12 protein-coding genes and 1 pseudogene are annotated in these 12,767 nt (G+C 32.2%); 2 read left to right on the top strand and 11 right to left on the bottom strand.

Features of this window, described 5'->3' with window-relative positions:
* A pseudogene (locus ACEW8E_RS02030) lies at positions 1 to 117 on the bottom strand (IS5/IS1182 family transposase); the annotation flags it as partial.
* Between the two features lie 129 nt (positions 118 to 246).
* Entirely contained in the window at positions 247 to 1,215 is a 969-nt protein-coding gene (locus ACEW8E_RS02025; protein ID WP_373478671.1) for an ADP-ribosylglycohydrolase family protein, read from the bottom strand.
* A gap of 216 nt (positions 1,216 to 1,431) precedes the next feature.
* Here ACEW8E_RS02025 and ruvA point away from each other — a divergent pair, with 216 nt between their 5' ends.
* Positions 1,432 to 2,067: a Holliday junction branch migration protein RuvA gene (ruvA, locus tag ACEW8E_RS02020; RefSeq protein ID WP_373478670.1), complete on the top strand. Its 636-nt coding sequence runs from the start codon at positions 1,432 to 1,434 to the stop codon at positions 2,065 to 2,067.
* A 69-nt stretch (positions 2,068 to 2,136) separates the two neighbouring features.
* Here ruvA and moaA read toward each other — a convergent pair whose 3' ends face one another.
* The 7 genes from moaA to ACEW8E_RS01985 form a co-directional block, all read right to left on the bottom strand.
* A complete protein-coding gene (gene moaA, locus ACEW8E_RS02015) occupies positions 2,137 to 3,126 on the bottom strand; it encodes a GTP 3',8-cyclase MoaA (protein ID WP_373478669.1) in 990 nt (329 codons plus the stop codon).
* Between the two features lie 36 nt (positions 3,127 to 3,162).
* Positions 3,163 to 3,531 carry a DUF2237 family protein gene (locus tag ACEW8E_RS02010; RefSeq protein WP_373478668.1) on the bottom strand — a complete coding sequence of 123 codons (369 nt, stop codon included), beginning with the start codon at positions 3,529 to 3,531 and terminating at the stop codon, positions 3,163 to 3,165.
* Positions 3,532 to 3,557: 26 nt separating this feature from the next.
* Positions 3,558 to 4,169: a TIGR04282 family arsenosugar biosynthesis glycosyltransferase gene (locus ACEW8E_RS02005; RefSeq protein WP_373478667.1), complete on the bottom strand. Its 612-nt coding sequence runs from the start codon at positions 4,167 to 4,169 to the stop codon at positions 3,558 to 3,560.
* Between the two features lie 187 nt (positions 4,170 to 4,356).
* A complete protein-coding gene (locus ACEW8E_RS02000) occupies positions 4,357 to 6,342 on the bottom strand; it encodes a transglycosylase domain-containing protein (protein ID WP_373478666.1) in 1,986 nt (661 codons plus the stop codon).
* Positions 6,343 to 6,574: 232 nt separating this feature from the next.
* Positions 6,575 to 7,918, bottom strand: coding sequence for a Fe-S cluster assembly protein SufD (gene sufD, locus ACEW8E_RS01995; RefSeq protein ID WP_373478665.1), 1,344 nt, complete (start codon positions 7,916 to 7,918; stop codon positions 6,575 to 6,577).
* 130 nt (positions 7,919 to 8,048) lie between these two features.
* Positions 8,049 to 8,819 carry a Fe-S cluster assembly ATPase SufC gene (sufC, locus tag ACEW8E_RS01990; protein ID WP_373478672.1) on the bottom strand — a complete coding sequence of 257 codons (771 nt, stop codon included), beginning with the start codon at positions 8,817 to 8,819 and terminating at the stop codon, positions 8,049 to 8,051.
* A gap of 167 nt (positions 8,820 to 8,986) precedes the next feature.
* Positions 8,987 to 9,733, bottom strand: a complete 747-nt coding sequence (locus ACEW8E_RS01985; protein WP_373478664.1) for a DUF2993 domain-containing protein — start codon at positions 9,731 to 9,733, stop codon at positions 8,987 to 8,989.
* 498 nt (positions 9,734 to 10,231) lie between these two features.
* On the opposite strand from ACEW8E_RS01985, the gene ACEW8E_RS01980 reads away from it, so the two are divergent.
* Positions 10,232 to 11,137, top strand: coding sequence for a S1 RNA-binding domain-containing protein (locus ACEW8E_RS01980; protein ID WP_373478663.1), 906 nt, complete (start codon positions 10,232 to 10,234; stop codon positions 11,135 to 11,137).
* Positions 11,138 to 11,196: 59 nt separating this feature from the next.
* Here the strand turns inward: ACEW8E_RS01980 and ACEW8E_RS01975 are convergent, their stop codons facing one another.
* Together ACEW8E_RS01975 and ACEW8E_RS01970 are read right to left on the bottom strand one after the other, a co-directional pair.
* Positions 11,197 to 12,291, bottom strand: coding sequence for an alanine--glyoxylate aminotransferase family protein (locus ACEW8E_RS01975; RefSeq protein ID WP_373478662.1), 1,095 nt, complete (start codon positions 12,289 to 12,291; stop codon positions 11,197 to 11,199).
* A 74-nt stretch (positions 12,292 to 12,365) separates the two neighbouring features.
* The coding region (locus ACEW8E_RS01970; RefSeq protein ID WP_373478661.1) for a sigma-70 family RNA polymerase sigma factor at positions 12,366 to 12,767 on the bottom strand (402 nt) is incomplete at its 5' end.

Below are 12,767 nucleotides of genomic sequence, written 5' to 3'. Positions count from 1 at the left end.
ATACCTCCTTTTAAAATTTATTTTTCGTTTATCATATCTCGTAGCGATTGCTCTATACTGTTTTAATCTGGCAAAAAAGTTCTCTATTAAATGTCTTGCTTGATATAAATATTTATCATATTCTCGTTGATTTTTTCTATTAAATAATTAATCATATCAAATGAGGATTTATTATCATCTAATTTATTTTTTGTTTTAAATGCTGAAAATCGCGCAGCGCCGCCCTTGGCGATCGAACTTTAAATATTAAGTCGTTTGCATTAAGCTATCCCATAATCGAATTAAATCAATAATTTCATCTAATTTTTGAATTTGACTTAACCAATGGTGTGGAATACTTTTTAAACCGTAGTAAATTCCTGCTAAACCTCCTGTTACAGCTCCTACAGTGTCGGTATCCTCTCCTAAATTCACCGCTTTTAACACCGCTTCTTGATAGTTATTGGTTGTTAATAAACACCACAAAGCCGCCTCTAATGTGTCCACTACATAACCACTAGATTTTATTTCATCCCTCGATCGATCTTCTATATTCCCTGCTAAAATACCATGATAATAGGCTAATTCCTGTTGATAAATCGGTTTACTGTATAGAGTATCGATCTGTTTCAGAGAATCACTATAGGCTTGATGAGGGCTTTTTCCTTGTAGTAATTGCACAGCAATAGTAATGTAAATACCACAAGCAATATTAGCACGAAGATGACCATGAGTTATACTACCTACTTCATGGGTAAGATTAATCAATTCTTCAGGGGAAAATTGTTGATAATAGTAAGCTAAAGGCAAAATTCGCATTAAACTACCGTTACCGTTATCATACTCCTTTTTACTTCCTGATTCTAAGGGAGAAACCCCTTTTTGTAGGCGACTAACGGCTTTATGGGTAGCACCACCCACATCATAGGCATAGCCAAAGGGAGTCAAATATCCATTGCCTAACCACTGACAAAAATTTTGTCCTACTTGATGAAGAAATTGGTGTCGTTGGTGGGGAGATACTTTGGTTAAGGCATCAATTAAACAGAGAGTTAAGGATGAATCATCAGACCAACTACCACTAGGAACATTGAACACCCCATAACCGAACATATCCGTAACGGGTTTAATGTCTCTGTGTTGACGCTCTTCAAATTGTACAGGAAGCCCTAAAGCATCCGCCACAATTACCCCTAATATACCTGCGGTGATGGCATTATCTGGAATGGTTTGCATAGAATAAACTCTTATAAAAATATTATTTTGTTACTACTTATTTATCAGGTTGATTTTTAGAATTTATGCAATGGGTGCTTAATATTTTTTAATGAAGTATAAAAAGTCCGTAAAAAGTATTTTTATTTTATGGAGAATATTTTTTATTTACAAATTTTATATTTAGGCTCATTGTCAATTATTATATAAAGATAATCTCAATAAATTGTCTTTTTCATGCTTAGTTATTTTAGAGGAATAGTTAATAATCTTAATATTAATAATAATCGCTATGTTGTGATTTTAGAAATTAATAATATTGGTTATGAAATACAAATACCTAGTCGTTTTGCTAGAGAATTAGATATTAATTCCACAACAGAAATTCAGATTTTTACTCACTTTCAAGTAAGAGATGATCAACCTATTCTTTATGGTTTTTCTACTGCTGCGGAAAGAGATTTATTTCGTCAATTAACGGCTATTTCAGGTATAGGTTCACAATCAGCCATTGCCCTAATAGATACTTTAGGATTAGAGGACTTAGTACAAGCCATTGTAACAGGAAATATTCGTTTATTAACAAAAACTCCGGGAGTTGGACAAAAAACTGCAGAAAGAATTGCTTTAGAATTAAAAACAAAATTAGCACAATGGCGTATTAGTGCTGGAATTAATTTTGAAACAAATCACTTTTTAGCTAATGGTGAAATTATTGCAGATTTAGAAATGACTTTACTTGCGTTAGGCTATACTAAAAATGAAATACAACAAGCAATTTCTGTTATCAGTCAAGATAATTTATTACAAAAAAATCCTCATGTTGAAGAATGGATTAGAAGTGCTATCGCCTTTTTATCCTTAAATATTTAACTCAATTCGTAATAATTATTAAGCTAAAAAATCACTAATAATTTTCAACGAAAACTAGGGTAAAATTTCTTATCCTCCAATTTGCGACATCGTACGCATATAATTATTATTTTGAGTACCTGAATCTCTTTCTTTAAAATTAATATCTGGTTTTAATAACAACAATTCGGCAACTTTTTCTCTCATTTTTTCACTTTTCATACCCTGTCTTAAGGCAGTTTTTAAGTCAATTTGTCCTGTCTCATTTAATAAACAAGGACGTAACCAACCATCTGCTGACAATCGTATTCTATTACAGCGATCGCAAAAACATTCAGACATTTGAGAGATAAAACCTAGAGTGCCTTTACTATGGGGAATTTTAAAAACATCAGCAGGGCCATTGCCTTTAATATTAGACTCTTCTAAACCCCATTTAGCTTTAATTTGTGTCCTAATTTCGGAAGAAGGAATCCATGCTTTTTCTGAAAATAATTGACTATTTCCAATAGGCATAAACTCAATAAATCTAACGTGCCAATTACGTTGAATAGTTAACGCTGCTAACTCTAAGATTTCATGATCATTAACATCTGGAATAATTACTACATTTAGCTTTAAAGGATTAAATCCTACTTCATAAGCCGTTTGTATTCCTGTCCAAGTTTTATGCCAACGAGTTTTATTTTTATTACCAATAATTTTATCAAAAGTTTGTGGATTTAAAGAGTCCAAACTGATATTAATTCGCCGTAATCCAGCATTAAATAATAAATGAGATTTTTCTTGTAATAAATAACCGTTAGTAGTTAAAGCCACATCTTCTGTTTGCGGTAAATTAATAATTTCTGTCACAATTTGGGGTAAATCTGGGCGTAATAAAGGCTCACCTCCCGTTAACCGAAACTTAGTAAAACCTAAAGGAATAAAAACTTTTTTTATTAAAGTTAATAACTCAGATTTTGTTAATATTTCCGAAGATAAAAGATAACTTAATTCTTGATCTTCAGGCATACAATATTGACAACGAAAATTACATTTATCGATTAAACTAATTCTTAAATAATCTATTTTATTCACAACATAAAACTAAAAATAATAAGTCTAATTCAATAGTTAATTAATTAAACTGTGTTCTTCTAAAACTTCTTTTGCAATAAATTCTAAAGTTTTTTCGTGGGTAGAGGCTAGAATGATAGGAGGTGCAAAACCTGCTTGTAAGGCTTCGTGCCAACGGGAGACACATAAACACCATTTATCACCCGGTTTCAATCCTTCAAAGTTAAACATCGGCACGGGAGTTGATAAATCATTGCCTCTACTTTTGCTGAAAGCCAAAAATTCTGCCGTTACTTGCGCACAAACTAAATGTAGTCCTTTATCTTCGACACCTGTATCACAGCAACCGTTACGATAAAAACCCGTCATGGGCGAGTTACAACAAGTTTCTAATGGTTTACCTAATACATTTTTTGCACTGTTCATGACAATTTTTCATAAAATACTTAAGACTATATTTCATTATGCCAAAATTTGAGATCTTCGGGGCGATCTATATCTGTTAAAATTGGTAATTCATAAATATTCAGATTCAGATTTTTGCTCTTAATAATAGTTTGAGAAAAAACTTGACTTTCTCCCCAATTTATGTTAATAAATAAGTCTTTTTTTAGTTGATTTAAACCTAATAAATAATAACCGCCATCGGTAGCTTTACCGATAACTAAATCATGATTATTTAAAGCCATAAATGCTTCTTTTAAAATCTGATAATTTAATTGAGGGCAATCCACACCAATAATGATAATTTGTTGGTTATTTTGACTAAAAGTATCTTGAAAAGCGGAATACATTTTTAACCCTAAATCCCCATCTATTTGGTAATAATAATGATATTTTTCTCCTAACCACGCCTTCATCAAATCTAAATTACCACCGCTAAAATAAATATTAATTTTTATATCTAAAAGCTGATTCAATTTTTCTATTTCTAATAAAGTTTTTTCTGTCATTTGACGCTGTAAATCCGCCGCTTTTTTAGCACCAATAGCAGGAATTAATCTGGTTTTTGTTTTACCGATTTCAGGATAACGAGTGAAAATGATTACCGCTTTTTTATTCATTAAAGAAGAAATTATAACAATAAAATTAGCAAGAGTTTTAATTAAAAATTATGTATAAAATAACTTAAAAATATCTATAGCAATCTGAAATCATTGGTTAATAATTAAAGATAAAAAAATTAATATATAAATTTTACTATACCCTCAAAGTCGATTACCGAAAACTGACAACTCCCATAAAATTAGATTAAACATCATTATTATATCTACGACGGCGACGACGATATTTACGAGGTTGCTCTTGAATAGGAGTTTCTTCTGTTACAGTAGTTTTATTATATATTTGTCTAGGTTTAAGAGGTTCAAATTTTATGGTTGCCTTTTTGACAATCAATTTACCTGATGGATGGGGAAAATTTTTGATAGGTATTTCTTCGGTAGCTGTCAACATAAATTTACGCCACATTTGAGCGGCAACGGCACTACTGCCAAAAGTTGCTTTATTATTATCATTACCAACCCAAACTCCCGTTACCATTTGGGGAATATAACCCACAAACCATAAATCTCTTGCCTTATCCGAAGTGCCTGTTTTTCCTGCCACTGGGCGCCCAATTTGTGCAGGAATACCTGTTCCTGATTGTACTACTTTTTGTAACATCCAAGTTGTAATATTAGCACTATTTTTATCTAAAGCAATAGTAGGAGTTAACTTAGATTGATAAAGAATTTTTCCTTCACTATCAACAATACTTTTAATACCATGAGCTGGAAAATGTTGTCCTTGATTTGCTAAAGTACCATAGGCGCTAGTTAATTCTAATAAATTGACTTCCGACGCACCTAAAGCAAGGGAATAAGTAGGTAGTAAAGTTGATTCTATACCCATTTTTTTGGCAATTTCAATAATAGGATTCCAACCAACATCAATAAGAGTTTTAATGGCAACGGTATTTAAAGAAGAAGTTAAGGCTTGAGAAATAGATACTTCTCCTTTATAACTATCACCATAGTTTTTTGGCTCATAACCGTCAACTACTAAAGGTGCATCCAAATAACTTTTATAAGGAGACATCCCCCCCGCAATGGCGGTAGCATAAACGAAAGTTTTAAAAGTTGAACCCGGTTGACGTTGGGCTTGGGTAACTCGGTTATACTGATTAGTAAGAAAATCTGTGCCTCCTACCATTGTAACGATTTCTCCGCTACGAGGATCAATTGCAACTAATGCACCTTGTTTGAATTGTTGCCATCTACCATATCTTTCTACAGTCTTTTCGACAATTTCTTCTCCTTTTTCTTGCCATTGTGGATTTAAGGTTGTGTTGATAATAATTCCACCTTTGGCTAATTGTTGAGAAGTTAGATATTTGCCTATTTCTGCTTCAATATAATTAACAAAATAAGGTGCTTTTTTAATGTTACGTTTTAAAGGGCTAGATTTTGTGATTAAGGGAGTTTTTATGGCTTGTTGGGCTTCTTCTTGGGTAATATACCCCTGTTGTGCCATACGAGTTAAAACTAAATTTCGTCGAGAGGTTGCCACTTCAGGATTTACTAAAGGAGAATAAAGACTAGGTGCAGGAGTTATTCCAGCCAAAGTGGCAATTTCTGGTAAAGTAAGTTCAGTTAAAGGTTTACTAAAATAACGATGAGAAGCATCGGATACACCATAAGCGCCAGAACCAAGATAAACTAGATTAAGATAGGCTTGTAAAACTTGTTCTTTTGTGAGTTGATTATCTAATCTTTGAGCAATAACTACTTCTTTAAGTTTTCTTTCCCAACTACGATCTTGATCTAAATATCCAATTCTAGCAAGTTGTTGGGTGATTGTGCTACCCCCTTCTTTTACTTTCCCTGATTGTATGTTAATTACTCCTGCACGAAAAATACCTTGGACATCAATTCCTTTATGATTAAAATAACGACTATCTTCAATGGCGATAAAGGCTTGTTGTAACTTTTCGGGAATTTTATCAATAGTTTTCCTTTCGTAGGAAATATCCCCAAACTGAGCTAATATCGTATTATCTTTAGCTTTAATGGTGAGAGTATTCGGGCGAGAATAATTAAGAATATTAGTCACATTTTCTGGTAAATCTCGATTAATTTGATTCCATTTACCCATTAAAAAAGCAAAAAATCCGAAATTAATGGTAAAACTGATAGCGATGCCATACCAAAAAATGCGACTATTTCTTAACTGTTTGATAGTTTTTAGTGTTGCCAACAAAATTTTCTCCCTTAACAATTATCAATCATCCCTTATTCATTAATAATTATCAATTAACCATCAACAATTATCAATAGAATTATTTGATAAATCAGCGCATCGGAATATAAAATGAGTAATCGTAGTTAAAATTGAGAATTTCTTGCCTTAAATTGATTTTATTTCTTTAGGAATGAAGACTAGAAAAACACAAGAGGAGAAGGATTAACCCTAACACCTGATTTATAAACTATTCTAAAGTACGACAAGTGACACATTGAGTTAATCTATGTTTTAAAGATTCATAGGGAATTTTATCGATAATTTCTGCGGCAAAAGCATCCATTAATAAATGTCTAGCATCATATTCATTTAAACCACGACTACGAAGATAAAAAATCTCATCAGCTTCTAGTTGACTTATGGTTGCACCATGAGCGCATTTTACGTTATCAGCAGTGATTTGCAATTCTGGTTTAGTGTTAATCCGCGCTTTAGAAGATAATAATAAATTGCGGTTAAGTTGAGTTGCATTGGTTAATTGTGCTAATTTAGGTACATGAATTTTACCGTTAAAAACACCGCGCCCTGAATCATCAATAATAAATTTATGAAGTTGATTAATCGTACCATGAGGTTTAGTTAAACTAACTTCGCTGTGAGTGTCTCCCATTTGTTTTCCTTGCAACATGGTTAAACCATTAAGATTAGTTTGAGTTTCCTCTCCTTGTTGTTGAATATGGAGATTATGACGATAAAATTTACCTCCTAAACTCACTTCATTGATAGTATAATGACTATTTTTATCTTGAAATGCCGTAGTTTTGGCTATGTGAAAACAATCTCCTGATTCACGCTGAATACGAGTATGATGAATTTGGGCGGTATCTTGAAGATGAATTTCTGTTACTGCATTAGTTAAATAGTAATTTTGTTTGACAGAATCTGAACATCCAGAAGCCACCGCGCCGTAATATTCGATAAAATTAAGGTTAGAATGTGCCTCGGCAACTACTAAAATACGAGGTTGAGTGAAACAAGAAAAATTTTCTCTGGCGGTTAAATGTAATAAATGAATAGGAGTGACTATTTTGGTATTGGCTTTTACCCAAATCACAAAAGCATCGGTAATTCCTGCTGAATTTAACGCAGTAAAAACTTCATTTTTAGGCTCATTTTTACTTAAATATTCACTGATTTTCCCAATTTTATCTTCATCTAAATTACTTAAATTTCCTACATAAATATTTTCATCAGATAAAGCCGAAATATCCGATAAATTGGAAGCATAAAAACCGTTAACAAAAACTAGACGAGAATGAGATGCTTCTTCTAAAATAAATCCATCTAACACAAAAGAATTTAAGTCAGTTTTATTTGCTAAACACCAATTTTGTTTTTGTAAATCAGATAAATCTGTAAAACGCCAATCTTCATCTTTATCGGAGGGAATATTCAATTTAACTACGTTATTCGCACTTTTAACACGAATTTCTTTCACTAGACTAGCTAAATTACTATTAAAATCTAAGGTTTGATTTTCAGTCAGTTGTAATAAATCTTGGGAATAAGTATCTGATTTTAACATTGTCATAGACAGGATTGATTAGGGATGAGTAATGAGTAATGAGTAATGAGTAATGAGTAATGAGTAATGAGTAATGAGTAATGAAGAATTATCAACTATTAATTATTAACTGTTAATTATTAACTATTTTCTTTGATTAATTAGCGACTAAATTTTCTTCTTCTAAGAAATCGTAACCTTTTTTCTCTAACTCTAAAGCTAAGTTTTTGTCACCACTCATAACTATTTTTCCTTGATACATAACATGAACGAAATCAGGTGTAATATAATCAAGTAATCGTTGATAATGAGTAATTAATAAAAAAGCATTGTCAGGTTTGCGCAGTTTATTAACACCCTCGGAGACAATCCGTAAAGCATCAATATCTAAACCAGAATCTATTTCATCTAAAATGCCTAAAGTCGGCTCAAGTAAAGCCATTTGTAAGATTTCGTTACGCTTTTTCTCCCCTCCAGAAAACCCTTCATTTAAACTTCTAGCTAAGAAAGCAGAATCCATTTTTACTATGTCTAATTTTTCTTCTACTAAATCTTCAAAATCAAAAGCGTCTAACTCTTCTAATTTTAAATATTTGCAACGAGCATTATATGCTACTCTTAAAAAGTCTAAATTACTAACACCCGGTATTTCTAAAGGGTATTGAAAAGCTAAAAAAATTCCTGCTAATGCTCTTTCTTCAGGCTCTTTTTCTAGTAAATTTTCTCCTTTATATATTACTTCACCTCCTGTCACTTCGTACTCAGGATGCCCTGTTAATACTTTTGAAAAAGTACTTTTTCCTGACCCATTACGTCCCATAATAGCGTGTATTTCACCAGCATTAATTTCTAAATTAACACCTTTTAGAATAGGAGTGTTATCAACATTGACAGTTAAGTTTCTTACGGATAATATAGGTTGATTCATCATAAAAATTTGTCAGTTTTTATTCTGACGGATTATCTAATTTACTTTAAAATTTATTTTCTGTGGATCTATTCTAAGGTACTTTAGCAACAATTTGGTTGTTTAACTTCTCAAAAATTTCTGTAAATCAGAGAAATAGGAGTTAGAAAAAATTTGAAACTGTAAAATTAACCCATACGAAGATGAGTTATTCCTGCGGTTGCCATTAAATTAAGTTTGCCGTCTTCGGTGGTTAAATGATTGACATCTAAAGAAATTCCATCCATCAAAAAATGATTAAGATTAAATATCTTAGCCGATTCCTCTAAAATAAGATTAGTTAATGTAGATGAAAACTGTTTTCCTTGAGTACATCTTACTTCACTTAACAATACTCCTTGCCCACTATGACAAATACGAGGTTTAATAACTAAACAAATACTTTCGATGATTTGAGTATTCAAAATTTTGAGTTTAGCTTTAACAACAATTCTGCCATCGGCTAAAATGCGACAATCTGCACGATAAAACTTAACTTTTACCAGTTTGTTATCTAATGGAATATCATATTTTTGTAACTGTTGATTAAGATTATTGATATTTAAAGCAGTTTCGATGTCTTTTTCATTTAAAACGATACTGGCTTTTCCCTGACTAGGTTTTGTTAATTGTACATTTCCCATTAACGCTTTTAAAGGACTAACCGAGATATTATTTAAAGTAATTTTCATTTTCTCTAAACGTAAATCTTTTTGCATGGTTAAACCATAACCGTCTATATGTAAAGATTCTAATATTCCTTTTGCCAACTTACTTGGTTCAATTTTGACTTGTACACTTAAGTGTTCAGCTTTTTTGATTTGACTTTTAAACGCCATCTCCGCAATTTTATTGATAGTTTTTTCTCCGATACTGTCTAATTGATTAAATAACATATTATTTTTAATATTTTGATGGCGGTTTTTACGGATATTCTTAAGTATAGTAACATTTATGAGAATTATTTTAAAAGTTCTTCCTTCATTTTGTCATTAATTTTTCGGGTAAAACTCTTTGATTTTCTGTATTAAAATTTCCCAAAAATAAGAAATAATTAACCAATAAAAAAACAAAAATTTACCAATAAATAATAACCATCTTTGTATTTTCCCTGACACCTTTCTCAAGGAAAAATTTATCATCATCAAATAACGCAGTCTTAGTTATTAATTGCTATCAATCAAAATTATATAAATGATCTGAAACAAATTGAGTAATTATACTTATTTTTTGATCAGAATATTTATAGTCATAAAAATTAAAATTATAAACTTTGGTTACAATCATATTTTTTATAAAGATTAGATAAAGTGTTTAAATAAAATTAATCAGAATAAGACAGAAACAACTATAATAAAAGTGATTTGTTTAATTAACTGATTTTATTATTAATTATGACCGCTAATTCTAATCCCTCTGAACAGCAAATTAGCCCCTTTTCAATGGATGATTTTGCTCAAGCCTTAGAACAGGAACAGTATGACTATCATTTTAATAAGGGTGAGATAGTCAAAGGGAAAGTGTTTCAGCATGATTCTAGTGGTGTTTATGTTGATATTGGCGGAAAATCTCCGGGGTTTGTACCTCTGAGTGAGGCTTCTTGGCAACATTTTTCTGATGTGGGAGAAGTTTTACCTCTTCAGGAAGAATTTGAATTTTTGATCATTAAAGAACAAGATTCTGAAGGACAGGTGAAATTATCTCGTCGTCAACTTTTCATTGAACAAGCATGGGATAACTTAACGGAAATTCAAGAAAAAGGTAAAGTTGTCCAAATGTTGGTAACAGGGGTTAATCGTGGAGGAGTTATCGGACAAATAGACGGTTTAAGGGCTTTTATTCCGCGCTCTCATCTCATCGAAAAAGATAATTTTGATAATCTCATTGATCAATCTTTACCTGCTAATGTTCTACAAATTGATCGAGCACAAAATAAAATTGTACTCACTCAAAGAGATTTAGCGAAAACAGCAGCGATGTCAACGCTACAAGAAAATGAGGTAATACAAGGAAAAGTAGTCAAAATTCAACCCTATGGAGTTTTTATTGATTTCGGCGGTATTGCTGGATTACTCCACATTAAACAAATTAGTGAAGCTCAAATTAGTTCTCTTAATACGTTATTTAAAATCGGGGAAGAAATCAAAGTAGTAGTTTTAGAAATTGATGAGACTAAAAATCGTATTTCTTTATCTACTAAGGTTTTAGAAACTTATCCCGGGGAATTTATGGAGAAAAAAGATTTAATTTTTGCGACGGCAGAAGAAAGATTGGCAAATAAAAAAGCAAAAAATAATTAACTATTATTCTCTGTATAGACGTAGCGCACTACGTCCTTTTCTTTCTTTTCTCTCTAAGTCTAGCTTACTTGGGATAACGTTTCTTTCAAGGCGGCTAAAGCTGTTAAAACATCTCTTTCTGATACAAAACCTAAATGTCCCATACGGAAAATTTTACCGCTAAGATGATCTTGTCCTCCTGCTAACGCAATGTCATATTTTTTGCGCATAGTGGATCTGATGGCTTCTGCGTCATGTTTATCGGGTATTACCGCTGTGATAGCTAAAGCGGCAGCTTCATCATTAGCATATAAAGGTAAACCTAAAGCCTTAACTCCTTCACGAGTAATGTGAGTTAAACGTTTATGACGATCAAAAATATTTTGTAATCCTTCCTCTTTCATCATCTCTAAAGCGGCTTTTAAAGCAAACATTAAATTGATAGGAGGAGTAAAAGGTGAGCTATTTTTGGCGTTGGCTTTTTTATAAGGTGCTAAATCTAAATAAAATTTAGGTAAAGTTGCAGTTTTATAGGCTTCCCATGCTTTATCACTAACAGCCACAAAACCCATACCCGGAGGAATCATATAACCTTTTTGAGAACCTGATGCCACTACATCTAAACCCCATTCATCCATCGGTACATTTACTGCACCTAAACTGGTAACAGCATCAACAATAATAAGGGCTTCACCATGAGCTTTAACGTGTTTATTGATAGTTTCTAAGTCATTTAAAACCCCTGTAGAAGTTTCAGAATGAGTGATAATCACCGCTTTAATTTTTTTCTCGGTATCACTTTCTAATTTAGCTCTAAAATCTTCAGGATCTAATTGTTGTCCCCATGGTGCGGTAACTTCTTCTACATCTAAACCGAAAGCACGACTCAAAATAGCCCATCTTTCGCCAAATTTACCGTTATTGCCCACTAAAACTTTATCCCCAGCACTTAAGAAGTTGATGATACCAGCTTCCATAGCTCCTGTACCTGAAGAACATAAAGTTATAACTTCATTTTTAGTTTGATGTAACCATTTTAAATTTTCGTTTAATTCTCCAATAATTTTGCTAAAATCACCGCTTCGATGACCCATGGGATGCTGTGCCATAGCTAATAATACTCTCTCAGGCACAGGAGTTGGACCTGGAATCATCAACATTAATTTATCTTGCATTTTTCTTTAATCCTTGCGTACAGTAAATAATTATCAGTCAACAATGAACAATTGACAATGAACCATCAATCATTTTAACTAGCTATATATTCTTCCACAACTTCTTTTCGTTTACGAAGTTTCGTTAAGGCTTCTCTTTCAATTTGTCTAACTCTTTCACGGGAAATTTTGAGAATCTCTCCGATTTTCGACAAAGTTAAGGGTTTACCATCATCTAAACCGTAACGTAATTTAATCACATCTTGTTGTTGCTGAGTTAATTCTGACATCATGCGGTTTAAATCGAATTGAAGACATGAATAATCGGTGAAATCTTCTGGTGATTGTCCTTTATCTTCTAATAATTCTCCTAACTCAGTATCATTATTGTCTCCTACTTTTAAATCTAGGGATAAGGGTTGACGAGCTCTACCTAAATATTCCCTAACTTGTTCGGCGGTTAATTCTAGTGCTTCGGATAACTCAGCAATGGTTGC

Origin of the sequence: Geminocystis sp. (assembly GCF_041753295.1) — a bacterium.
GTDB lineage: Bacteria > Cyanobacteriota > Cyanobacteriia > Cyanobacteriales > Cyanobacteriaceae > Geminocystis.
Note: the sequence above shows the minus strand (reverse complement) of the source record. Positions and strands in the feature narration are given on the sequence as shown.

Coding starts and splice junctions, on each gene's coding strand:
- ruvA (WP_373478670.1), top strand. CDS start 1,432: ATGCTTAGTTATTTTAGAGGAATAGTTAATAATCTTAATATTAATAAT.
- ACEW8E_RS02025 (WP_373478671.1), bottom strand. CDS start 1,215: ATGCAAACCATTCCAGATAATGCCATCACCGCAGGTATATTAGGGGTA.
- ACEW8E_RS01980 (WP_373478663.1), top strand. CDS start 10,232: ATGACCGCTAATTCTAATCCCTCTGAACAGCAAATTAGCCCCTTTTCA.
- ACEW8E_RS02005 (WP_373478667.1), bottom strand. CDS start 4,169: ATGAATAAAAAAGCGGTAATCATTTTCACTCGTTATCCTGAAATCGGT.
- sufC (WP_373478672.1), bottom strand. CDS start 8,819: ATGAATCAACCTATATTATCCGTAAGAAACTTAACTGTCAATGTTGAT.
- sufD (WP_373478665.1), bottom strand. CDS start 7,918: ATGACAATGTTAAAATCAGATACTTATTCCCAAGATTTATTACAACTG.
- ACEW8E_RS01985 (WP_373478664.1), bottom strand. CDS start 9,733: ATGTTATTTAATCAATTAGACAGTATCGGAGAAAAAACTATCAATAAA.
- ACEW8E_RS01975 (WP_373478662.1), bottom strand. CDS start 12,291: ATGCAAGATAAATTAATGTTGATGATTCCAGGTCCAACTCCTGTGCCT.
- ACEW8E_RS02010 (WP_373478668.1), bottom strand. CDS start 3,531: ATGAACAGTGCAAAAAATGTATTAGGTAAACCATTAGAAACTTGTTGT.